At 66.5% G+C, this 24,055-nt stretch carries 18 protein-coding genes; 8 read left to right on the top strand and 10 right to left on the bottom strand.

Annotated elements, in window-relative coordinates; translation table 11 throughout:
* Window positions 1–4 precede the first annotated feature (4 nt).
* From D3877_RS00760 to D3877_RS00750, 3 genes are all read right to left on the bottom strand, one after another.
* Window positions 5–2,548, bottom strand: a complete 2,544-nt coding sequence (locus D3877_RS00760; RefSeq protein ID WP_119828902.1) for a helicase-related protein — start codon at window positions 2,546–2,548, stop codon at window positions 5–7.
* 110 nt (window positions 2,549–2,658) lie between these two features.
* Window positions 2,659–4,581, bottom strand: coding sequence for a PhoX family protein (locus D3877_RS00755; RefSeq protein WP_119828901.1), 1,923 nt, complete (start codon window positions 4,579–4,581; stop codon window positions 2,659–2,661).
* 167 nt (window positions 4,582–4,748) lie between these two features.
* Window positions 4,749–5,582, bottom strand: coding sequence for a tetratricopeptide repeat protein (locus D3877_RS00750; RefSeq protein ID WP_119828900.1), 834 nt, complete (start codon window positions 5,580–5,582; stop codon window positions 4,749–4,751).
* Window positions 5,583–5,650: 68 nt separating this feature from the next.
* Between D3877_RS00750 and D3877_RS00745 the strand changes: the two genes are divergently transcribed.
* From D3877_RS00745 to D3877_RS00710, 8 genes are all read left to right on the top strand, one after another.
* Window positions 5,651–6,532 carry an SDR family oxidoreductase gene (locus tag D3877_RS00745; protein ID WP_119828899.1) on the top strand — a complete coding sequence of 294 codons (882 nt, stop codon included), beginning with the start codon at window positions 5,651–5,653 and terminating at the stop codon, window positions 6,530–6,532.
* A gap of 254 nt (window positions 6,533–6,786) precedes the next feature.
* Complete coding sequence (locus tag D3877_RS00740) at window positions 6,787–8,457, top strand: hypothetical protein (RefSeq protein ID WP_238474659.1); 1,671 nt, start codon at window positions 6,787–6,789, stop codon at window positions 8,455–8,457.
* 133 nt (window positions 8,458–8,590) lie between these two features.
* Window positions 8,591–8,782, top strand: a complete 192-nt coding sequence (locus tag D3877_RS00735; protein ID WP_119828898.1) for a hypothetical protein — start codon at window positions 8,591–8,593, stop codon at window positions 8,780–8,782.
* A gap of 282 nt (window positions 8,783–9,064) precedes the next feature.
* The gene (gene dnaN / locus D3877_RS00730; RefSeq protein ID WP_119828897.1) at window positions 9,065–10,195 is read left to right on the top strand and encodes a DNA polymerase III subunit beta; all 1,131 of its coding nucleotides are present in this window, start codon (window positions 9,065–9,067) and stop codon (window positions 10,193–10,195) included.
* Between the two features lie 84 nt (window positions 10,196–10,279).
* Window positions 10,280–11,461, top strand: coding sequence for a DNA replication/repair protein RecF (gene recF, locus D3877_RS00725; protein ID WP_119828896.1), 1,182 nt, complete (start codon window positions 10,280–10,282; stop codon window positions 11,459–11,461).
* A 79-nt stretch (window positions 11,462–11,540) separates the two neighbouring features.
* Window positions 11,541–14,024 carry a DNA topoisomerase (ATP-hydrolyzing) subunit B gene (gene gyrB / locus D3877_RS00720; protein WP_119828895.1) on the top strand — a complete coding sequence of 828 codons (2,484 nt, stop codon included), beginning with the start codon at window positions 11,541–11,543 and terminating at the stop codon, window positions 14,022–14,024.
* A 205-nt stretch (window positions 14,025–14,229) separates the two neighbouring features.
* A complete protein-coding gene (locus D3877_RS00715; RefSeq protein WP_119828894.1) occupies window positions 14,230–14,562 on the top strand; it encodes a hypothetical protein in 333 nt (110 codons plus the stop codon).
* Between the two features lie 145 nt (window positions 14,563–14,707).
* On the top strand, window positions 14,708–17,077 hold the full coding sequence (locus tag D3877_RS00710; protein ID WP_119830698.1) for a tetratricopeptide repeat protein: 2,370 nt from the start codon (window positions 14,708–14,710) through the stop codon (window positions 17,075–17,077).
* A 9-nt stretch (window positions 17,078–17,086) separates the two neighbouring features.
* On the opposite strand, the gene D3877_RS00705 is transcribed toward D3877_RS00710, so the two are convergent.
* The 7 genes from D3877_RS00705 to flgK all read right to left on the bottom strand — a co-directional run bounded on the left by D3877_RS00705 (window position 17,087) and on the right by flgK (window position 24,010).
* Entirely contained in the window at window positions 17,087–17,383 is a 297-nt protein-coding gene (locus D3877_RS00705) for a hypothetical protein (RefSeq protein WP_119828893.1), read from the bottom strand.
* Window positions 17,373–18,017, bottom strand: a complete 645-nt coding sequence (locus D3877_RS00700) for an RNA polymerase sigma factor (protein ID WP_238474658.1) — start codon at window positions 18,015–18,017, stop codon at window positions 17,373–17,375. Before D3877_RS00700 ends, D3877_RS00705 begins: the two co-directional genes overlap by 11 nt.
* A complete protein-coding gene (locus tag D3877_RS00695) occupies window positions 17,998–18,477 on the bottom strand; it encodes a flagellar protein FliS (protein ID WP_119828892.1) in 480 nt (159 codons plus the stop codon). The genes D3877_RS00700 and D3877_RS00695 overlap by 20 nt, the downstream gene beginning before the upstream one ends.
* A 48-nt stretch (window positions 18,478–18,525) precedes the next feature.
* Window positions 18,526–20,208 (bottom strand): flagellar filament capping protein FliD, encoded by a 1,683-nt coding sequence (fliD, locus tag D3877_RS00690; protein WP_119828891.1) that lies wholly within the window; start codon window positions 20,206–20,208, stop codon window positions 18,526–18,528.
* Window positions 20,209–20,369: 161 nt separating this feature from the next.
* Complete coding sequence (locus D3877_RS00685) at window positions 20,370–21,194, bottom strand: flagellin (protein WP_119828890.1); 825 nt, start codon at window positions 21,192–21,194, stop codon at window positions 20,370–20,372.
* Window positions 21,195–21,338: 144 nt separating this feature from the next.
* Complete coding sequence (locus tag D3877_RS00680; RefSeq protein ID WP_119828889.1) at window positions 21,339–22,253, bottom strand: flagellin; 915 nt, start codon at window positions 22,251–22,253, stop codon at window positions 21,339–21,341.
* An 11-nt stretch (window positions 22,254–22,264) separates the two neighbouring features.
* Entirely contained in the window at window positions 22,265–24,010 is a 1,746-nt protein-coding gene (gene flgK / locus D3877_RS00675) for a flagellar hook-associated protein FlgK (protein ID WP_119828888.1), read from the bottom strand.
* Window positions 24,011–24,055: the final 45 nt, after the last annotated feature.

The following is a 24,055-nucleotide window of genomic DNA, read 5'->3' as shown; positions in this document are numbered from 1 at the left end:
GCCTTCACCCTCCCGACAGTTGACGCAACTTGGCGAAGGGATGGTCGGCGTTGACCGGCGCGCGGTCGCGCCGGGGCTTGGTCGCCGACGGGCGCCGCCGTTTCCACGTCACCGCGCCATCCTCCGCCACGCTGCGGGCGTAACCCAGGCCAGTCAACACCCCGGCCAACTCCTCCGCCGACAGGCCGACCCGTTGGCCAAGCGCCGTTTCGGACGCCGACGCGCCGGATTTGGCCAGGGTCAGCATCTCCGTCTCCAGCCGGTCGAGCATGTCCACCCGCAGCGCCCGCCCCTCTCCACCCTTTTGATCGCCCGCTTTGGCCGACGCCACCGGATAACCAATCGCCTCCCAAAAGGCGGGCGGCGCGCCGGTCGCCGCGACCGACACCCGCCCCGGCGGCGGCAGCGGCACCGGCAACGCGTGGCCGGTGGCGACGGCCCACAGCAGCCCGCGCAGGGCCACCGCTGCCGGTTTGGCCAGCGCCGTCAGATACAGGTGCGACACGCCCAGCCGCACGCCCAGCCGGGTCAGCGCCTTGCGGTCCTCGCGCTCCAGCCCTTCGACCAAGGCGGCGACCGGCGGGCGCGGCAGAACCCCCAGCCCCTCGACCAGTTGAAAGGCCAGCCCCCGCGCGGCGCCCGACAACCCGTCGGCGTCGGCCAGCGCGAACAGCGGCTTCAGCCGGGCGGCGACATGCCACTTGAGCCACTGATCGAACCGGGCGCGCACCCGCTCGCGCTGGGCTTGGTCGAGCATCCCCTCGTCAAAGGGAACCACCAGCGGCGTCAACACCGACGGCCCGGCGGCGAGCTTGGCCACGCTCACGCCATGGACGCTCAACAGCCCGTCGGGGCCAAGGGCGAAAGCGTCGTCAGGTTCCTGCTCGAACAGGCGCAGCCGCTTGGCCAACTCATCGCGCAGCGCCCGCCGCGCGGCGGTTTCCAGGGCGCGGGCCTCCTCGGAACGGTCCGGCGCGTCGGCGACGAAGCGGAAGCCCTCCAGCCGCCCGACGACATGCCCCTCCACCACCACCTCGCCATCGGCGCGGACGCCGCCGATCAGGGCGCGGCCATCCTTCAGCGTGCGCGACAGGCTGGCCGACCGGCGATCAATGAAGCGTTGCGTCAAGCGTTCGTGCAGGGCGTCGGACAGTTGGTCCTCGATGGCGCGGGTGCGCTCCTGCCAATGCAGCGGGTCGGTCAGCCACGTGGGCCGGTTGGAGATGTAGGTCCAGGTGCGGATGTGGGCGATGCGGGCGACCAGCGCGTCGATGTCGCCCTCCGTCCGATCCAGCCGGGCGATCTGCTTGCCGACCCAATCGCTGTCCAGCCGCCCGAAGCCGGTGCGCAGGGATTTGTAAATCTGCCCCAACAGGCGGGTGTGGGCGTCCGACAGCACCTTGCGGAAATCGGGGATCTGGCAGACCTCCCACAACAACCGCACGGCGTCGCGGCCCTTGGCGAGATCCAACACCTCCTGGTCGCGAACCAAAGCCTGAAGGGCCAGATGGTCGTCGGCGTCGCGCGACCGGCTCAATTCGGCGATGGGCGCGCGCTCCTCCAGCGCTTTCAGCAGGAAGCCCGGCGTGTCGAAGCGCAGGGCGCTGTTGCGCCAGGTCAGCGTCTTCAGCGTCTCGAACTCGTGGTTTTCGACGCGGTTGATGGTGTCGGCGTCCAGTTCGCCCACCTCGTCGGTGGTGCCAAAGGTGCCGTCGCGCATGTGGCGCCCGGCCCGCCCGGCGATCTGCGCCACCTCGGCGGCGCGCAGGCGGCGGGGGGCGAAGCCGTCGAACTTCACCATGCGGGCGAAGGCGACATGGTCGACGTCCATGTTCAGCCCCATGCCGATGGCGTCGGTCGCCACCAGATAATCGACCTCCCCCGCCTGATACAGCGCCACCTGGGCGTTGCGGGTGCGGGGCGACAGGGCGCCCAGCACCACCGCCGTGCCGCCGCGCTGGCGGCGGATCAACTCGGCCATCGCGTAGACGTCGGTGGCGGAAAAGGCGACGACGGCGGAGCGCGGCGGCAGCCGGGTCAGCTTCTTGTGCCCGGCGTAGGTCAATTGGGAAAAGCGCGGGCGGTTGATGAACTCGGCACGCGGAACCAGCTTGCGGATCAACGGCTGCATGGAATCGGAACCGAGGAACATCGTCTCCACCAGCCCGCGCGCGTTCAGCAGCCGGTCGGTGAAGATGTGACCGCGTTCGGGATCGGCGCAGAGCTGGATCTCATCGACCGCCAGAAAATCGACCACCCGGTCGAGCGGCATGGATTCGACCGTGCACACCCACCAGGACGGATTGGGGGGCAGGATTTTTTCCTCCCCCGTCACCAGGGCGACGGCCTGCTTGCCCTTGATGGCGACGATGCGGTCGTAGTTTTCCCGCGCCAGCAACCGCAGGGGAAAGCCGATCATGCCCGACTTGTGACCAAGCATCCGCTCGATCGCCAGATAGGTCTTGCCGGTGTTGGTCGGCCCCAGCACGGCGACCACCCGACCGCCAAGCCCAAGAGCGCCGCCCGACGAAGCGTGAGAGGACGTCATGGGCGTAAGCTTTGGTGGGTCCGGCCCCGCTTTGCAAGGGTTTGGAGCGCGCATGAAAAAACGCGGCCGATCGCTCGGCCGCGTTTTTTCGTTCGATCGGTCAGAAAAACTCAGACCGGCTGCGGCAGACCGTGGATGTAGCCGACGCCGCCGCTGCGGCGGTTGCGGTAGGCGCCATCAATCAGACCGGCGACGCTGTCCTTGACCTTCTCATGCAGGCCCTTTTCCCAATCGCCGGGATGCTGGAAGTTGCTCATGATGTAGGCGAAGCCGTTGACGTCGTCGACCGCTTGCAGGCCGGTCGATTCCGCGCCCGCCGGGCAGGACAGGATGCGGCTCAGCGCCTTGCTGTCGACGTTGTAGGCCCACAGGAAGTTGTTGACGTGGTTGCCGCTGTCCTCGCCGACGAACAGCGTGCGCAGGCGTTCGGAGAATTTCAGATTGTCCGGGTTGGCGATGAAGTCGGCGTGGGCGGTGTTGCCCAGCGCGTCGGGGGTCGCCAGATCCTTGCCGACCAGGGCTGGGACGGCGCTGAAATGCACCGGAACCCAATCGCTGTTGATGGCGGCCCCGGCGGCGTCGGTCTGACCGCCGGTCATCGGCAACTGATAGACGGCGCCGGCGTTGATGGTGTTGACCTTGATGCCGCTCTTGCCGTCGCTCATCGACTTGTACATGTAGGACACGGCCATATAGGCGGTCTTGTCCTTGGCGTTGACGGTGACGCCTTCCAGCTTGGTCAGTGCCAGCGTGGCGCCGACGGTCGGGGCGTAGCGGTGGGTTTCCAGGAAGGCGGCGGCCTTCTCCATGCCCGGCTTGAACTTGACCCACTGGGTCTTGCCGTTGAAGCCGATGGCGGCGAAGGAGGGATCCTTCGGATCCTCCTTCTTGACCTCAACGATGTCGGCGGCCTTCAGGCTGTCCGCCAGCTTTTCGATTTCGGCGCTGGTGGCGTGACCCAGCTTGACCCACTTCAGGGCAAAGGCGCCGCCCTTGTCGAGATCCTTGCCCTCTTCCTGGATCATCTTGGCGGCGTAAAGCGCGCCCGCCGACAGGTCGGAAGCCTTGTCGGCGATGAACATGAACAGGCCGCCGTTGGTGGTGTCGTCGCCCATCAACACGGTGCGCAGATCGGGCATGACCTGCACCAGCTCGTGCGAGATGCGGCCCATGCAGTAATGCTTCTTGATGCTGCCGGTGCCGTCAGGCTTGACCGTCACCTCGGGCATATGGCCGTAGTGATAGGGGTTGGCCTTGTTGGCGTCGCCGAACAGATTCTGGCTGTAGGCGCGGAACTGGTCGTCAAGCGCGGTCGCGTCCGGCTCATACTCCTCGCTCGACAGATGGGTGTTCCAGGGCGACAGGCTGGCGCCGCAGGTGATCCACAGGCCATGGACCGGGCTGGTGTCCACCGTGTGGTACTGCACCAGCTTCAGCGCGCCGGTCTCCTTGTTCTGGTCCAGCGTCAGGACGGCGATGGGCGACGGCAGGCGGCCGTACATCGACGCGTCCTTGGAATCGCGGGTGGCGTATTCGAACTGCACCACGGCGAACAGGGTGTTGCCCGACACGCCCGGCACGGTGGCGGGCATCGGGTTCAACAGGTTGCAGCCGTCCGGGCAATCGGAGAAGAACGGACTCGGCGTCGCCAGCGAGGCGTCGAGGATCGGCTTGCCGTTGATGTCGTAATAGCCGCCCGCCAGGGTCGTGCCGCCCTTGCCGTCCGGCACAAGATCGCCGGTGATGAACAGCGGCTGATAGCCCAGCGCGAAGCTCTGCTTCGTGCCGTCGGCCCAGCTCACGACCATGCTGGATTCGACCGTGGTCGTCGCCTGCGCGGCGGCGGTCGTCGGCGCGGCCATGCCGACGAACTCGACGGACACCGGCGCGCCCTTGGCGGCGGCGGCCTCCGCGCCCGAGGCGAACAGCAGGCCGCCGACGCCCCCGGCGACCGGCAGCAGCGGCATCCCGGCCAGCATGCGCAGCACGGAACGGCGCGACGTTTCGGAATGAATGACGGACGAATTGGTCATGACTGGTGTCTCCCGCCCCCTCTTGAGGGCAAACGGCTGGCGTGGCGCGCGGCTGAGTGGCGCGGCCTTGTTTTGGCGAGCGGGCGGGAGGTTACTGTGGGGATGTTACAGTTTGACAGTCATGACCAAGGAGCAACGGTGACGAATCGCGGAAGAAACGCAAACCCTTACGGCGTCTTCGCTTTGTCCGGCGCCCGCTCCGGCGGGGCGCTGGCCATCTTGGCCGCGCGCTCCAGATTGACCGCCGCCGCGCGCCCGAACTCGCTGTCAGGGGCCAGCCGCTTGACCAACGCCCAATCGTCGCGCGCCCCGTTGACGCTGCCGCTCAGCGCCTTGACGTTGCCGCGCAGCAGGATGGCTTCCGGATCGCCCGGCTTCAGCTCCAGCGCGCGGTCGATGTCGGCCAGCGCCTGCCGGTGGTTCGACAGCGCCTTGTGCGCCTCCGCCCGATAGAGATAGGCGTCGGCCCGTTTGGGATCCTTGGCCAGCGCCGCGTCCAAATCAGCGATGGCGTCCCAGAAACGTTCACCCTCGGCGCGGGCAAAGGCGCGGTCGATCAGCAGATCGACGTCGCCCGGCTGCTTGTCCAACGCCGCGCTGTAGAGCTTTTCCGCCCGAACCTGGTCGCCCGCCCGCAGCCACGCCCAGCCGCCGCGCCCCAGGATCGAGGCCGCCGCCTTGGGGTCGTCCTTGCCCAGCAGCGGGGCCAACTCCTCCAACCGCGCGCCAGCGGCCTTGAAGTCGCCCTTGTGGAACAGCGCCAGCGCCTGACAGAGCCGGGCGAGGTCGCCGCCGCCCTTCTCCTGCCAGCGCAGGGCCTGTTCAAAAGCGACGTCGGGATCGCTTTCGGCCTTCGCCGCGCATTCCCTGAGCGTCCGATTGGGATCCAGCGCCGAAGCCGACGCCGAAGCGGGCGCGGCGGCCTGGACCGGAAGGGGGAGCAAGGCCGCCGTCGACAGCGACAGGGCGGCCAGCGTGATGAAAGCGTTGCGTCGGATCATGGTCGCCTTACACTCCGCCATCGCTCCGTCCGACGCAAGGGCCTGAGAACGCCCGTAAGGAAGCTCCGATGACCGCACCCCGCCTGTTCGTGTTCGGCCTTGGCTACACCGCCCGCGTCTTCGCAGACGGCTTGCGCGCCGAAGGCTGGCGGATCGCCGCCACCTGCCGCAGCGAAGAGAAGCGCGCCGCCCTGGAGGCCGAGGGGATTGAGGCGTTCGTCTTCGACCGGGGCCGCCCGCTGGCCGACGCCCGCGCGGCGCTGGACGGCGCGACTCACCTGCTGGTCAGCGTGCCGCCCGACGCCAAGGGCGATCCGGTGCTGGACCACCACGCCCGCGAATTGGCCGATCTGCGCACCCTGGATTGGGCGGGCTATCTGTCCACCACCGGGGTCTATGGCGACACCAAGGGCGAATGGGTGAGCGAGGCGGCGTGGCTGAAGCCGACCGGCGACCGCCAGAAACGCCGGGTGGAGGCCGAACGCGGCTGGTTGGGGATCTACCGGCAATATGGCGTGCCGATGCATCTGTTCCGGCTGGCCGGGATCTATGGGCCGGGCCGCAGCGCGCTCGATTCGGTGCGGGCGGGCGAGGCCAAGCGGGTGGACAAGCCGGGGCAGGTGTTCTGCCGCGTCCATGTGGACGACATCGCGACGACGCTGCGCGCGTCCATGGCCAAGCCGACGCTGGGCGCGGTCTACAACGTCGCCGACGATCTGCCCACCCCCTCGCACGAGGTGGTGGAGCACGCCTGCCGCCTGCTGGGGGTGGAGCCGCCACCGTTGATTCCCTTCGATCAGGCGGAGCTGTCGCCGATGGCCGCCAGCTTCTACACCGACTGCCGCCGGGTGAAGAACGACCGGATCAAGCGGCAATTGGGCGTGACGCTGGCCTATCCTGACTACCGCGCCGGTCTGGACGCCCAGTTCGCGGCGGAACAGAACGCCTAACCAAAAGACTATGCCCAAAGAGTGATGACCAAAAGGGAAGCGATCACACGGTCGCGGGCAGGGAAACCGCTTCGACCTCGAAGCAAAACAAAAACATACCCGGATATTAATCGAAAACGTCACAAAAGACTTTGCCGCTTGGAAAAGGATATTTAACAATCTCGCTGGATTATGCTTGGATTGACGACGGCGATCCGGCGAGGGTGTGGGGCATGAACAGCGCAATATCCGCCATGTTGCCAAAAGACTCCGCGTTGCCCGTTGAAAGCCCGGCGGCGGAGAGTCTGGCGTCCACCGCCTTCCGGCGGCAGATGGACGAGGTTGTGGCGCGCATCCCGATGCACGCGATCCGGTCGGTGCTGGACGCCGTCGATGGCGCCTCCACCACCAACGGCGAGCGCGCCCGCCATCTGCGCGAGGCGCTGGTCGATCACTTCAACCGGCTGCGCCCGATGAAGGCGCGCCGTCTGTTCACCGGCCTGTTCGAGCCGTTCCTGGTCGATGACCATGTGCTCTACCGCGCGCCCGAAGCGATTCCGGCGCTGATCCAGCGCGTGGACATGGGCGGGATCTGGGCGGCGCTGGTCCAATACGCCTTCCCGGCGCTGGCCGCCGAGGTGCAAAGCCATCTCGACGATCTGTCGCGCGACGCCATGCTCGACGCCGTGCTGTCCAGCCCGCAGGCGATGGGCTTGCGCGAGTCGATGCGGCGGGAGGCGCTGGATTATCTGACCCGGCTGACCGCCGACCGCAAGGCGACCGACCGTTTCCTGGCGCTCGCCAACGACGAGGCGTTGCAGGACGCGCGCCTGCGCACGCAATATCTGAACCGCAAGGCCGCCATCGACAGCGACATGCTGGGCTTCGTCCGCGCCCTGCTGGAGCACAACGCCGTGCTGGTCCCGCTGACCGAACGGATGCGCCGCGACATCGACGAGATGCAGGGCGGCGGCGATGGCCGCTCGGTCGAGGTTGATTGCCAATCGGCGCTGATGGTCGGCTTCGTCCGCCGGGTGCGCGATCTCGGCCTGCCCTTCCGCGACCAAACCCAGGTTTTGGCTTGGTTCGCCCCGCTCTATGGGCTGAACGTCAAGCGCCGCTACGACGTGTTCCTGCGCCACATCCGTGAGCATGGCGGCCCGACGGTGCGCGAGTCGCACCCCCTGTTGCGCGCCCTGCTCGCCCATTTCAACGCCGCCAGCATCACCATCCGCGAGGTGGTGGACGGCATGTTCGGCGATGTGGACATCCGCGACGGCGGCGTGCTGTCGGTCAACAGCGCCACCCGCGACCTGCTGACCAACGCGGTGGAACGGTTCGACCGCTCGCTGACCGCGCTGACCGGCTGCGGTTTTCTCGCCAGCCGCACCAGCGGCCCAGCGATCCGCACCCAGTTGGCCGAGGTCAGCCGCTGCCTGACCACCACCGTCATCCCCGCGCTGGCGTCCCGCATGCAGGCGGCGATGGTCTCCCGACACAACCCGGTGGCCGATCACGACGATGTGGTGTGGCTGCTGGAACTGGTCTGGCGCTGGGGCCGCTATCTGGGCGCCGCCGGTTACGCCAACCCGGAACTGAAATCGCTGCGGCTCTACGCGGTGGAAAGCGGGCGCATCGCCTTCATCCAGGCGATGAAGGCGGAGGAGCACGAAAAGCCGACGCACCGCATGGCCCATCTGCTGCGCATCCGCCGTCTGATGACGGCGATGGGGGAAAGCGTCGATCCCTGGATCAGCCCGGTCAGCCAGGGCCTGCACCGCGTCGTCCACATCTATCTGGACGAGATCCAAACCATCGGCGAGGAGGAATGGGCGGTGATCGACGCCTTCGTCGCCTCCGTCCGCGCGGAACTGACCCGCTCCCGCCACTGGCAAAGCGCCGACTTCGTGGCGATCCTGCGCCTGCACGAAACGCGGGAGCGGTGACGGGGGGCGTTCTTGTGATGAAGCGTTTTCAGGGATAAGATGCGCTTGCCGAAAGAGCGCGATTGATCGATAGGACCAACAATTCCAAATTGGTTGCGCTGCAAAAACGGCGCAGCCCGCGACAGAGGCGACAATGACGCAAAGCACGGACAACCGCCTCGCCAAAATCGAAGCGGACATCGTCGAGATGAAAGACATGCTGAAGGCGATGTACCCCCTGCTGGTCGCCTCCAACGCCCGAGGGGAAGAGCAATCCAAGCGCATCGACGATTTGAGCCGAATGGTCGCCTCCCTCATTCCGAGCAAAATCGCCGCCGTCGGATGACGCCTGAAGAGTTCCAGGAGATTCGTGAGAAACCAGGGTTTTCCGCGTAGCGTCGGCGCTTGCGCCACGCGGTTTGACGGGCGGCGGCCAAGAGAAGCCGCGCCACGGCGGAAAAACCCAAACGCCTCGCCTTTTGGGTTTTCTGAACCGCTCGCGCCAGCCGCCCAACGCACGAATTTGGTTCGACACAAGCGCCTTTATGGTATGATGCGCGCCCGCTTGTGGGCAGAACCGTCCACCAGCCTGCGCCCGCAACGACCCGCCGCCGAGACGACGACAGCAATGAACATCACCATCGAACGCGCCGCCCTTCTCCGGTCTCTGGGTCACGTGCAGAGTGTGGTCGAGCGGCGGAACACCATTCCCATTCTCTCCAACGTCCTGTTGCGCGCGAAGGACGGCGAGCTGTCGCTGGCCGCCACCGACATGGACCTGGAAATCGTCGAGTCGGTCCCGGCCAGCGTCACCCGTCCCGGCGGAACCACCGCCCCGGCCCACACGCTGTACGACATCGTCCGCAAGCTGCCCGACGGCAGCCAGGTCGAGTTGGACATCAGCGGCGACGGCGCCTTGTTGACCCTGCGGTCGGGCCGCTCGCAATTCCGGCTGTCCTGCCTGCCGGTGGACGATTTCCCGCAACTTTCCGGCGGCGAGTTGAAGCACAGCTTCGCGGTGTCCGCCGCCGATCTGCGCGGGCTGGTGGATCGCACCCGCTTCGCCATCTCCACCGAAGAAACCCGCTATTACCTGAACGGCATCTATCTGCACGCCGCGCGCGCCAAGTCGGGTGGGACGGATTTGCCGGTTCTGCGCGCGGTCGCCACCGATGGCCACCGTCTGGCGCGGGTGGAAATGCCGCTGCCCGAGGGCGCCGACGGCATCCCCGGCGTCATCGTGCCGCGCAAGACCGTGAATGAAATTCGCAAGCTGATCGACGAGGCCGCCGACCGCATCCAAATCTCGATGTCGGAGAACAAGATCCGCTTCGGCTTTGATTCGGTGGTCGTGACGTCGAAGCTGATCGACGGCACCTTCCCCGATTACGAACGGGTCATCCCGGTCGGCAACGACAAGGTGATGGAGGTGGACGCCAAGCTGTTCGCCGCCGCCGTTGACCGCGTCGCCACCATCTCCACCGAAAAGAGCCGGGCGGTGAAACTGTCGCTGACGCGCGGCACCCTGACCCTGTCGGCGACCAGCCCGGAAGCGGGCAGCGCGACGGAAGAGCTGGAGGTCAGCTATCAGGACGGCCCGATGGAGATTGGCTTCAACTCCCGCTATCTGCTCGACATCACCCAGCAGATCGAGGGGGAGGGCGCCCGCTTCACCCTGGCCGACGCCGCGTCGCCGACGATCATCCGCGACGTCGTCGATTCCACCGCGCTCTATGTCCTGATGCCGATGCGGGTGTGATGGGACGGCGGGGGTTTCCTGCCCCAGCCGCGCCCCTTGGCCTCCCTGTGACCGCCAACCGATCCGCCCCCACCAGATTCGCCCATGACGGTTGATGATCGGGCCGCCCCCCGCGTTGTGACGCCCGCCTTGGCGGTGCGGCGGCTGACGCTGACGCGTTTTCGCGGCTACGACTCCGCCCGGCTGGACAGCGACCAACGCCCGGTGGCGCTGATCGGCCCGAACGGCGCGGGCAAAACCAATCTGCTGGAGGCCGTCAGCTTCCTCGCCCCCGGTCGCGGCCTGCGCGGGGCGAAGCTGGCGGAGGTCGAACGCATCGGCTCCCCCCCGGGGTCCGGCTGGGCGGTCGCCGCCACGCTCGACACGCCGGGCGGCCCGGTGGAGATCGGCACGGGACGCGAACCACACCTCGGCCCGCCGCGCCCAACCGACCGCGACCGCCGTCTGGTCCACATCGACGGACGCCCGGCGAAAAGCCAGACCGCCTTGGCCGAGCATGTCGCCGTGATCTGGCTGACCCCGGCGATGGACCGGCTGTTCGTCGAAAGCTCCAGCGGGCGCCGCCGCTTTCTCGACCGGCTGGTCTTCGGCTTCGACCCCGCCCACGCCGGACGGCTGTCGCGCTACGAACACACCTTGCGCGAACGCGCCCGCCTGCTGCGCGAGGGCCGGTTTGACCAGGGTTGGCTCGGCGGGTTGGAAGACCAGATGGCGACCACCGGCGTCGCCGTCGCCGCCGCAAGGCGCGAGGTGATCCAACGCCTGCGCGCCGCCTGCGACCGCGCCGTCGGCCCCTTCCCCGGCGCCGATCTGGCCGTGGCGGGCGCGGTGGAGGATTGGCTCGACCAAGGCCCGGCGCTCGACGCCGAAGATTCCCTGCGCCGCAGCCTGCGCGACAACCGCCGTCGCGACGCCGACAGCGGCGGCGCGACGGTCGGCCCGCACAAAAGCGATCTGGCCGTGCGCCACGCCGCCAAGGACATGCCCGCCGCGCTCTGTTCGACGGGCGAGCAAAAGGCGCTGTTGATCGCCATCGTTCTGGCCAACGCCCGGCTGCTGGCCGCCGAACGCGGGGCCGCGCCGCTGCTGCTGCTGGACGAGGTCGCCGCCCATCTCGACCCCGACCGCCGCGAGGCGCTGTTTGGCGAAATCCTCGCTTTGGGGGCGCAAGCCTGGATGACCGGAACCGACGCGTCGGTCTTCGCCCCCCTGGCGCAGGAGGCGGCGCGCGTCTTTGTCGACGACGCCCGAATCCGACCGGGATAGCCCGGCGGATCGCGCGAAAAAATACACACGGCGGCACCGAAACCGCCGAAATTCCAACCGGATCTGGTATAGTCGGCGCATGGCACAGGAAGCACTGAAAAACGACCTCCCGCAGCAGGACTATGGGGCCGAGTCGATCACCGTTCTGCGTGGGCTTGACGCCGTGCGCAAACGCCCGGGCATGTATATTGGCGACACCGACGACGGTTCGGGTCTCCATCACATGGTGTATGAGGTGGTGGACAACGCCATCGACGAGGCGCTGGCGGGCTACTGCGACAAGGTCGAGGTGCAGTTGAACGCCGACGGCTCGGTCACGGTGCGCGACAACGGGCGCGGCATCCCCACCGACATCCATTCCGAAGAAGGCGTGTCGGCGGCGGAAGTCGTCATGACCCAGCTTCACGCGGGCGGCAAGTTCAACCAGAACAGCTACAAGGTGTCGGGCGGCCTGCACGGCGTCGGCGTCTCGGTGGTCAACGCGCTGTCGGAAACGCTCGATCTGCGCATTTGGCGCAACGGGCGCGCCCACGCCATGCGGTTCCGCCACGGCGTCGCCGAAGCGCCGCTGGCCGACGTCGGCCCGGCGCCCGACGTGACTGAAAGCCAAGGCGGCGCCAAGCCGCTGAGCGGCACCGAGGTGACGTTCCTCGCCTCCAAAGAGACCTTCACCAACACCGAATTCGATTACGCGACGCTGGAACACCGGCTGCGCGAGTTGGCCTTCTTGAATTCCGGCGTCCGGCTGGTGCTGACCGACGCGCGCGGGGTCGAACCGAAGGTTCAGGATCTGCATTACGAAGGCGGTCTTGAGGCCTTCGTCGCCTATCTCGACCGCTCCAAGGCGGCGCTGCACAAACCGGCGATCACCCTGAAGGCCGAACGCCCGACCGAACATGGCGGCATCGTCACCGTGGAATGCGCGCTCCAGTGGAACGACAGCTACCACGAGACGACGCTGTGCTTCACCAACAACATCCCGCAAAAGGATGGCGGCACCCATCTGGCCGGTTTCCGTGGCGCGCTGACCCGCGCCATCAACAACTACGCCAATGAAACCGGCATCGCGAAAAAGGAAAAGGTCAATCTGTCGGGCGACGACGCCCGCGAGGGGTTGACCTGCGTCTTGTCGGTGAAGGTGCCGGATCCGAAATTCTCCAGCCAAACCAAGGACAAGCTGGTCTCGTCCGAAGTCCGCCCGGTGGTCGAGACCATCGTCGGCGAGGCGCTGGCCCAGTATTTCGAAGAACACCCCGCCGACGCCCGCCGCGTCGTCATGAAGGTGGTGGAGGCCGCCGCCGCCCGCGAAGCCGCCCGCAAGGCGCGCGAGCTGACCCGGCGCAAGGGCGCGCTGGACATGGCGTCGCTGCCCGGCAAGCTGGCCGACTGCCAGGAACGCGACCCCGCCGGGTCCGAACTGTTCATCGTCGAGGGCGATTCGGCGGGCGGGTCGGCCAAACAGGGCCGTTCGCGCCAGTTCCAGGCGATTTTGCCCCTGCGCGGCAAGATTTTGAACGTGGAGCGCGCGCGCTTCGACAAGATGCTGGGGTCGGCGGAAATCGGCACGTTGATCGCCGCGCTGGGCACCAGCATCGGGCGCGACGAGTTCAACGCCGACAAGGCGCGTTATCACAAGATCATCATCATGACCGACGCGGACGTGGACGGCAGCCACATCCGCACGCTTCTGCTGACCTTCTTCTTCCGCCAGATGCCGGAATTGATCGAGCGCGGCTATCTCTACATCGCCCAGCCGCCGCTCTACCGGATCAAGCGCGGCAACGCCAAGGAACGCTATCTGAAGGACGACCGGGCGCTCGAAGAGTATCTGGTCGAAGCGGCGTTGGGCGATCTGTCGGTGCAACTGTCCGACGGCACGCTGCTGATCGGCGACCAGTTGACCGGCCTGGTCGAACAGGCGCGCACCGCCCGCCCGGCCATCGACACGCTGACCCGCAAGGTCGGCAATCTGACGGTGGTCGAGCAAGCCGCCGTGGCGGGCGCCCTGTCGGGCAGCCTCGCCAGCAACCCCGAAGCCGCCTTGGCCGCCGCGCAGAGCGTCGCCGAACGGCTGAACGGTCTGCTGGGCGACGGCGGTTGGCGCGGCGAAACCCTGCCGAACGGCGGTTACGCCGTGGTCCGCAGCCGACGCGGCGTCACCCACCGCCACAATTTCGACAGCGACCTGTTGAAGAGCGGCGAGGCCCGCCGCCTGGACGCTCTGGCCCCCGACCTGCTGCGCGTCTTCGGCACGGCGGGCCGCGCCTTTGAAAAGCAAAAGGAAACCCGCGCGCTGACCGGCCCCGTCGCCCTGTTCGACACGGTGATGGAACTGGGCCGCCGGGGCGTGACCATCCAGCGTTACAAGGGCCTGGGCGAAATGAACCCGGATCAGTTGTGGGAAACCACGCTGGACCCGACCAAGCGTTCGCTGTTGCAGGTCCGCGTCCACCACGCCGATCAAGCGGAGGAGGTCTTCTCCACCCTGATGGGCGACATCGTCGAACCCCGCCGCGAGTTCATCCAGGACAACGCGCTGAAGGTGTCGAATTTGGACGTGTGAGAACGGCTTCCCAGCCCAATCAACGCTGAAACGCAAAAGGAGCGGGTGGAAACACCCGCTCCTTTTCTGTGTGGCTTCCCAGCGCCGATCCGACGCTCACGCGTCAAGCCCCCGCCCTCGCGCTCGCGCTCGCCGTCAAAAAAGCGCGCCAGCTTTTGCCGCCCCGTCCGTGTGACCAGTCACCCGCATTCAAGGAGTGACCGCCATGCTCGACGCAAAGCCGGATGTGAAGCTTGGCAACATGCTGCTGCACGTCAATCTGCTGGCCCTCGGCACGCTGCTGGCCAAGCTGATGGAGGAGCAGTTCCGCCAATCCGGCGACCCGGCGGCCAAGGCCGACGAGTGGCTGCGCCTGTTCGAGGCGACGGCGGGGCAGATGACCTTCCCCAACGAAACGCCGGAATGGAGCGATCTGGCCGCGCAGGAGTTTCGCGACATCCTGATGCAGCACATCCACCGCGCCCGCGCCGTGGCCTTGGGGCAGGAGTGCGACCCGCGCGCCTATCTGCGCCACCATGGCGAGAAAGACGCGGCCTGACGTCGCCCCCCTCCGCAGCAAATGACTCGTCTCTGAGAAAGAAAACTCCCAAACCGCCGCAGGACATTGCAAGCCCCCTCCGTACAAGGAACAGGCCCGGTGAAGACACTGGGTGATGATCCGACAGACGGAGCGGCGACGGGCCATGGACGGAAACGCGACACGGCAGACCGACAGCTTGCTGCGTTTGGCGGTTCAGCATCACAACGCTGGTCACATGGAACGCGCGGCCCGGTTTTACCGGGAAATTCTGCGCATCGATCCCAATCATTGCGACGCGGCCCATTTGTTGGGTCACATTGCGTATCAGGACGGGCGCCACCAGACGGCGACCGCGCTGTTCACGACCGCCGCGCGCGGCAACGCGACCGTCGCCTCCTACCATCTGGCCTTGGGCCAGACGCAATTGGACGGCGGCGACCCGACCGCCGCCGCCGCCAGCGCCCGCCGCACCCTCGCCCTTTCGCCCAACGACGCCGACGCGCTGTGCCTGCTGGGCGCCGCCGCCGGGCGGTTGGGCAGCCGCGCCCTGGCCTTTCACTGTTTCCGCGCCGCCGTCCGTCTGGTTCCCGCCGCGCCCGAGGCGCGGATCGGGCTGGGCCGGGCGCTGGAGGATTTGCGGCAGATCGACGCCGCCATCGGCTGCTACCGTTTGGCCGCCCGCTTGCGCCCGAAAGACGCGGGCGTCTGGATCACCCTGGCCAACGCGCTGCGCCGCTGGTCGCGCCCGGTCGAGGCCGCCGCCGCCTATCAGGAAGCCCTGAAGCACGGAATCGACAACGTGTCGGTCTGGGCCAATCTGGGGGCCGTCTGGCAGACGCTGGGGCAGCCCGCGCGGGCGCAGGACGCCTATCTCCAGGCGCTGCGCCGCGATCCCCACAACACCGAAGCCCGCAACAATCTTGGCCTGCTGCTCCTTGGGTTGGGGAACAACGGCGCGGCCCGCGCCTGCTTCCTCGCCGTTCTGGCGACAGCGCCGCAGCACATCCCGTCGCTGGTCAATCTGGGACTGGCGGAGGCCGCGCTGGGACGGTTCGCGCAGGCCGCCGCCTGCCACCGCCGCGCCATCGCGCAGGATCACAACCAGCCGGAAGCCTGGAACAATCTGGGCAACGCCCTGAAAGCTCTGGGCCAACGGGCGCTGGCGGTGACGTGCTGGAAACAGGCCTTGGCGCTGAATCCGGCCTTCGCCGACGCGCTGGGCAATCTCGGCGCCGAATGGTCCGATCAAGAGAATTTCGCGGCGGCCGCGCGCCATCTGCGCCGGGCGGTTCGGCTGATGCCGACGCACGCGCCGTTGCACGCGGTGCTGGCCTACACGCTCAACGGGGCCGGACGGTTGATCGAGGCGGCGCAAGCCTGCCGCCACGCGTTGACGCTGATCCCGTCGCTGGCCGATCCGCTCTGCACACTGGGTCTGATCGAGCAGCGGTTGGGCATGCCCAAAGCCGGGCGCTGGTTCGACCGCGCGGTCAACGCCGCCCCCTCCCACGCGCTGGCCCGCTTCAACCGGGGACTTCTGGCGCTGGAGCGCGGATCGCTGAGCCTTGGCTGGGCCGATTACGCCTGCCGCTTCAAGGCCGGACGCGCACGCCCGGAACGCCGCTTCACCATCCCCGAATGGCGGGGCGAGCCGTTGGCGGGCAAACGCCTGTTTATCTGGCGCGAACAGGGAGTTGGCGACGAGTTCCTCTTCGCGTCCTGCTACGCCGACGCCATCCGCCTGGCGGGCGAGGTGGTGATCGAGTGCGACCGGCGGCTCGTGCCGCTGTTCGCCCGCTCCTTCCCCCGCGCCCTGGTCCGGGCCGAACAGCCGTTGCACGGCTTGACCGAGGCCGAGACGGTGGAGTGCGATTTTCACATCCCCGCCGGATCGCTGCCGCGCCGCGTGCGCGACCAGTTGGGCCAATTCCCCGACCGCTCCTCCTGGCTCTACGCCGACGCCACGCGGATGGCCGATTGGCGCGAGCGGTTGGACGCGCTGGGCGACGGCCTGCGGGTCGGCGTCAGTTGGCGCAGCCAGGTGATGACGCAGGACCGCAAGAGCGCCTATGTGCCGCTGTCCGATTGGGGGCCGCTGTTCCAGGTTCCCGGCGTGACCTTCGTCAACCTGCAATATGACGAATGCCGCCGTGAAATCGCCGAGGCCTGCCTGCGCTTCGGCCAGCCGATCCATGGTTGGAACGGGCTGGATCTGCGCGATGATTTTGAAGAAACGGCGGCGCTGATCGCCAGCCTGGATCTGGTGATCGCGCCAGCCAATTCCGTGGCCGAACTGTCCGGCGCGCTGGGCGTGCCGGTCTGGCGCTTTGGTCAGCGCGATTGGACTCAGCTTGGAACGGCCGGGCGCCCCTGGTATCCGTCGATGCGCGTGTTCCAACCCGTGGCGGGCGAAAGCCTGACCGACGTCATGACCCGCATCGCCGCTGAATTGCGTCGCCTGCCGCGCCTGGACCAGACGCAAAAAATCGCCACGGGACGCACCCGCGCGACGCCGCGTCAACGCTCGGCCTGATCGGATCGCTCACATCAAGCGCCGGGGCCGCGCTCCACCATCGTCCGGTCCCGACTCCAGGTCAAAGCCATGGGCCGAGGGGTCGGAGCGGAAGGCCGCCTCGAAAATGCGGTCGGCCAACCCGGCGGGCGGACGCCCTTCGGGTTGACGCAACGTCAACTCGATGGCCGCCGCCTCGTCCAGCATCGCTTGCGCGCGCACCGACCGCAGCAAATGGCGGCGCCCGTCCCGGGCCAGCGGCGGCGGCCAGAGAGCGAGGTCGCCGCCATGGCGATCGAGATGATCGCGAAACTCCTCATCCGTCATCGAACGAATCCTTCGCCGCCTGCACGCTGGCGCGCAGCAGCAGCCGAAGCTGTTGACGCGCGCGTTTCAACAAAGACTCTACCGCACCAACGCTGATCTGCATAACAATCGCGATGTCGGCATTCGTTAAATTTTCGTAATAGAACAAGGTGATGGCGGCGCGCTGTTGCGGCGTCAACTTGCTCTGCGCGTCGCTGAGGCGGGCGGCAATTTGCTGGCGGTGAATCGTGCTGACCGCGTCCGGCGACACGTCCGGCGGCTCGGCCACCGCGTCCAGCTCTTGCGAGACCGGGCGGCGCTTGTGGTCGATGCAGCGGTTGACGACGACGCGGTACAGCCAGGTCGTGAAGCGCGCGCCCTCGTCGGTCCATTGCGACCGGCGCTGCCAGACCTGCAAAAAGGCGTCCTGGACAATGTCTTCGGCCTCCGCCTCATTGCCGCACAGGCGGCGGGCGAGACCGAAGGTCCGTTTCAAATGGCGATGCACCAGACGGCGGTACGCCGTCTGGCTGCCGGAACGGATCTGCGCCATCAGCGCTTCGTCCGTTTCCTCATCCGCCGCAATGTTGACGCCCGCCGTGACCGGCCCGCGATTCACGAGACGCCGTGGCTCATCAAGCCGTGAGTCCGCCATGCGCATGATCCATCGTTCTCCCGACGACAGATGCAGGCGACCCTTTGGCCGACGCACCGGCGACGTTGTCCGCCTCCCCGCGTTCTGCGGCGATGGCTTGCCATGTCCTCAACATCAAGGACAATTGGCTGATAAGAGAGTCACAGGCGGCGACCGGATCGCGGCGACTGGCCGCCCCTCCCGCCTGGGCGATCAAGCGGCGGTAGAACTCCCGCAACGTCATCGCCACATCGCTATTCTTGTCGAAAACCAGAATGGAATCAAGGCCGGCGAGGATCATGACGGTGCGTTTGACCGCGTTGTGATGCGCCTCGAACCGGCCAGCGGCGGCGGCGTCGCGGGCCGCGTGCAAATGCGTCACGGCGCGCTCATACAGCCGCACGACGGCGACCAACGGCGGCACGACCGCGTTGGCCGTGGCGTAGGCGGAAATGGCGCGATTCAGGAAGGGATTGCGCATGAGGGCGGATCCTTCTGTCGATCAATTGGTTTGGGAAAGCGCCCACGCTCAGCTGTCGTCGCTGCTGTCCTTGTAGGTCAGCTGTTGCAGCAGCAGCGCCGCCGTTTCGGCGGCGGCTTCCAGCCGGGCGTAATAGGCCGTCAGGGTGGTGCGGTAGGTTTCCGCCTTGGTCTTGATGTCGTCGGATCGGCTTTCCAAATCGACGTCATCAGCCTCCAGATCATCAATGATGGTGGCAAGGTCGCCGTCATACTCGTCGGCGTAATTGTCGATGGAGCTGTAGAGGCGATCCGCCAAACCTTGTGAAAAATCAACGTCCACGCTGCCGCTGCCACCGTTGTAGACCATCACGACGCCGTCGTAGATGGACCCTGTGGCGCCGACGATGCGGTTGCCGCTGACCGTGAACAGCGAACTGTCGCCATTGACCGTCGCCGAATTCAGCGACCCGTCCGATGCCACGTCGATGTCCAATGTGAACGACGCGCTGGTCATGCTGCTGTTGTAGCGCAGCAACGACAGCGAACTGGACGACGCGGTCATGTTCAGCCCGAGAAGCTGTTTGACCTGCTCAATGTCGTCGGTCAGAAATGTGTTGAGCGTGTCTTCGTTCAGCTCCAAATTGTTGGAGCTGTCAAAGGTGATGCCAAGCGAGGACAGCGACAGAACCTCGCCGTCGTCGGTGGTGATCGAGGTGTTCAGCCCCTCATACACCGATTTCGTGATCTGCTGAAGCAGGCTGTCGGCGAACAGCGTGGCGTCTTCGCTTTTGGTTCCGTCGCTGGACACCGCTTGCTGGGTCGTCACGAAATCGCGCAGCGCGTTGTAAGCGTCGACAAAATCGGTGATCGCCGTCTTGATCGACGACAGGTCGGTCGACACCTCCATCGACACGGCGGTGTCGGGATCGGCGGTGTAAAGGCTGAGCGTCACCCCGTCGATGGCGTCGTCGATGGTGTTGCTGCTGCGGGTGATCGTCACCCCGTCCACCTTGATGATGGCGTCCTGCGCGGCGACCAACTCATTCTTGATCGCGCCGGAACTGTCGGTCAGCCCCAGCGAACTCAACACGCCGTCGCCGCCGTCGGTCAGGCTGATGTCCTGGCCGGTGCTTTTCGCCGTGAGGATCAACTGATAGCTGGAATCGCTGACCTGCACGATGCTGGCGGTCACGCCGCTGGCCGAGGTCTGGTTGTTGATGGCGTCGCGCAGATCGGTCAGCGAATCGTCGGCCTCCATCGTGATGGTCACGGCGGAGCCGTCGGCGGCTTGCAGCGTGAAGCTGCCCGTTTGGCCGAGCGCGTCGGTTTTGCCGCCGACCGCGTCGGCGGCGATCTTGTGCTTGGTCGCCAACTGCTGGACGACGACGGAATAGGTCCCGAGTTCGGTGTCGTCATCCACCGTCGCGGTGAAGGAATCTTCATCCGAAATATAGGCGCTGCGTTGGCCGAACAGGTTGCTGGACGCGCCAGTGGCGGTGGAGCGGTTGCGCAAACCGTCCAGCGAGCTGTTCACCGTTTGCAGCAGATCCTGAAGATCGCCATAGGCGGTGATCTTGGCCTCGTTGGCGGTGATCTTGGCGTCAACCCGGTCGGCCCGCACCAGGCGCGCCTGCACCTTGGATTCGATCAGCGCCGAATAATCGATGCCGGTGCCCGAACTGGAGGAGGACAGGGCGGAATAGCCGGTCGACGCCGCCGTGGTCGATGTGGTCGAAGAGACGGTCGTCATGACGGCGCATCCATCCAGTGGCCGCGCGCGGGCGCGGGCGGTCTGCGGCGCGCGAACGCGCGGGCGGGTGGGAAAAAGAAGGAAAGTGACCGCCGCCCCGCCCTGTATCCCCGTGGTTTGTGAGGCAGCACGGCAAGCCGGGGGCGGCGGTCAACGAACTCTCAGCGGAGCAAGGACAGAAGATTCTCCGGCATCGAGTTCGCTTGGGACAAGACGGCGATGGCCGCCTGAGTCAGAACCTTGGTCGAGGCCAGCTTCGATTGTTCGGCGGCGACGTCCACATCCATGATCGCGGATTGGGCGGCCTCGGTGTTCTCGATGGTGGTGTCGATCATGTCGCTGCGGAATTCAAAGCGCGAGATCAACGCGCCGACGTCGGCGCGGGCGTCCGACAGCGAGGTGACGGCGGCGTCCAGCGCGGTCAACGCCGTGGCGGCGGTGGCCGAGGTGGTGATGGCGCTGGTGTTGATCCCAAGGCCCGTGGTGGTCACGTTGGCGATGGCGACGGTGATCTTGTCCGACGCCGTGGTGCCGACGCGGAAATCGACGCCGGCGGCCCAATTGCCGGAGCCGTCCAGCAGTGATTCGTCGTTGAAGCGCGTGCCGGACGCGATGCCGTCGACTTCATCCTGCAACTGCTGGAATTCGGCGTCGAGATAAGTCCGTTCGTTGTCGGTCACGGACCCGGACAGCGCCTGTGTGGCGAGCGAGCGCATGCGCTGCACGATGTCGGAAATGCTCGACATGCCGCCATCGGCGGTTTGCAGGATCGAGGATCCGTGCGAGGCGTTGGTCGCCGCTTGGTTCAGGACGGTGATGTCCGATTGCAGCGAGGTGCCAACCGCAAGACCCGCCGCGTCATCCGACGCCTTGGTGATCCGCGATCCGCTGGCGATCTTGGACACCGACGTCGATTGATTGTCGGAGTTGACGTTCAGATAGCGAAGGGCCGAGTTGGAGGCGGTGTTGGTCGTGATGACGGGCATGGTGTGGTCTCCTGGATCGAACCGGGCCGGTTGTCGCGACCCTCACAAGGACTCACGGGCGGGGCGGCGAAAGCTGGCGGGGTTTTTTGCGGTCAGGACCGTTTTGTTTTTTCCCCACGCCAGAAGTGGGAGAGGGGGAAAAGCTCACAGGTACTTCGTCAGACTGTTCTCTTCGAGGCTGTTCATCAGGCTCATGGTCGCCTCCAGCGACGCCGTCAGTTGCGACAGGCGGGTGGTGGATTCGGCCAGATCGACGCTGCGGATGTCATCGACATGGGTTTGCAGGACAAGCTGCTCATCGACATGGCGGTCGATGGTGCGTTCCAGCGAGGCGCTGGTCGCCCCCAGCTTCGCCTGCGTCACCGCCAAGCCGTCGGTGGCGTCGGACGCCAGTTGCGACGCCTCGTCGAGCACGTCGTCGTCCACAGGTGTGGTGGTCAGATTGGCGATCAGGTTGAAGGCGCGCAGGGCCTTTTCAAAGGCAGGCTGGTCCGCCGTGACGCCATAGGACAGGATCAGGTCGTCCGCCGCCTGATAATGGGCGATGGTCGAATCGCCCTGGTAAAAGCTGGTGTCGGCGGTGGACGGCACGGTCGTCATCGCCGGATAGGTGGCGCTGTCCACCGTCACGGCGGGCTGGTCGGTGCGTCCCCCGGAAAACAGATAGCGCCCCTCCTGCTGGGTGTTCAGCAGGGCCGCGAACTCCTTCATCAACTCCCCGGCTTCGGCGGTCACGCCCTCCACCCCGGCGGCGTTGTCGCCTTGCAGACCCGTAATCAACGCGCTGAGGCGGGAGGTCAGATCGGACATGCCGCCGACGGCGTCGTACATGCTTTGGATGCGGCCGTTGACGACCTCGCCCTCGTCCACATACTGCTCCAACCGCTTGTAGTGGCTTTCCAAACTGACGAGGCGGCCGCTGCCGGAGGCGATTCCCTTGTAATCGGTGGAGTTCAACCCCGTCGAAGAGCGCACCTGTTCGGTGGCGACCTTCGCCTCCGCCCGCATCATGTATTGAACGAGCGTGTTTTGATGGTTGAACGTGGCGACGCGTTCCATCGCGATCTCCTTTACTGAACCATGTTCAGCGCCGCGTCGAACATCTCCTGCAACGCCTGCATCACCGACGCGGCGGCTTCGTAGGCGGATTGCAGGTTGGAGATCGTTGCCGTCTCCTCATCGACGTTGACGCCGCTTTGGGACGAGAAGCTCGTCTCCAGGCTGCTGGTGTAGGTGTTTTGGCTGTCGTAGGCGGTCTGCGCCTTGTCGGCGAGCGTCGCCGCCCCCTGGATGACCGCCCCGGCGTAACCGGCGAAGGTCGTGCTGCGCCCGCTCAAACCACCGGCGGTGTCAAAGCTGCGCGAGGCGGAAAAGGCGGCGCTCAGGGCGCTGGCGACGGAGCCTTCGCCGCTGGTCAGCACGGTGTCGCCCGCCGTCAAACCGCTGGTCGTCGCCAGCGCGCCGGTCGCCAACAGGGCGCTGTTGGCCCCGATGGCGCTGGAAATCTTGAGGTCGGAGGCGCCCGTGCCGGTCAGCAGATCATTCATGCCGTAGGCCGTCGAAAAGGCGCCGTCGCCGCCGCCCAGCGCGATCCCCTGGCTCGACCCGTTGGCGGAAATCACCAGCTTGCCGTCGGCGGAGATGGAGGCGGTGGCGTTGCTCATCGTGTTGATGGCGTCCACCACATCCTGAACGGTGGACATCGTGGACAGGTCAATGTCCAACACCTCCGCCGCCGTGCCTGACTGGTCGGTGACGGCGACGCGCAGCGTGCCGCTGGTGACGGCCAGCGCATCGCTCGCCGTCACGCTGGTGGTTCCGGTCAGGCTTTGCGGCTGCGGGTTGGCCGTTCCGCTGTTCTGGATGGCGTTCAGCGAGTCCATCAACGTCGTCGCCAACTCGTCCAACCGCGCCTGTTGGGCGGGCAAATCGGTGTCGCGCAGAGTGACGAGCGCGCCAAGGCTGCCGCCCTTCAGGGAATTGGTCATATCGACTCCGTCGATCATGATCCCCTGAAAGCCGCTGGTCCCCGTCGCGCTGTAGGTCGTGCTGGCGCTGACCGACGACGCCGGGGTGTAGGACAGCTCATGAACGGACGAATCGAGCAGCGTCTTTCCCGAGGAGGTCGAGATCCGCATCATCCCGCTGGAATCGACCTGATAGGTGACGTCCAGATTTTCGGCCAACCCCTTCAGCGCTTCGTTGCGCTGGTCTTCCAGATCGCCGGTGTTCTGGCCCAGGGCCTTGCCCTTGACGATGCGCTCGTTCAGGTCGTCCAGCGTGTTCAGCGACTCGTTGACGCTGTCCACCGTGCTGGCGATGTCCTCATCCGCCTGCCCGCGCAGGGATTGGACGGAGGAGGAGGCGCTGCGCAGGCTTTCCGCCAGATCGGAGACGTTTTGCACCACCGCCGCCTTGGCGCTTTCGCTTTCCGGCGAGGTCGCCAGCGTGGCGGCGACGTCGGCCAGCGAATCGATCATCGACCCCAGATCGCTGCCGTTGCTGTCGTCGTCGGACGACACGCTGCCCAGCGACGATTGCAACTGGTCGAGATAGTCGTTCCGGGTGGTCGCCGCCCCCAAATCGGATTGGGCGCCGACCAGCGTCTTCAACAGAAACTGGTCGATGGTGCTGCTGATCGACGTGGTGTCGACGCTGGAAAAGCCGATGGCGGTGTCGCGCGTGCCGACCGACGCGGTCTTTTTCGTGTAACCGGCGGTGTCGGCGTTGGCGACGTTGGAAGACGCCACCGCCATGCCGACCTCGGACGTGCGCAACGCCGCGCTGGCGATGGAACCCGCGACCCGTAGGGACATGGCTTGGCCTCCTCTGCGAAAACGGACGCGGCTAGACGGTCGTTG

The organism is Azospirillum cavernae, from assembly GCF_003590795.1.
GTDB lineage: Bacteria > Pseudomonadota > Alphaproteobacteria > Azospirillales > Azospirillaceae > Azospirillum > Azospirillum cavernae.
Note: the sequence above shows the minus strand (reverse complement) of the source record. Positions and strands in the feature narration are given on the sequence as shown.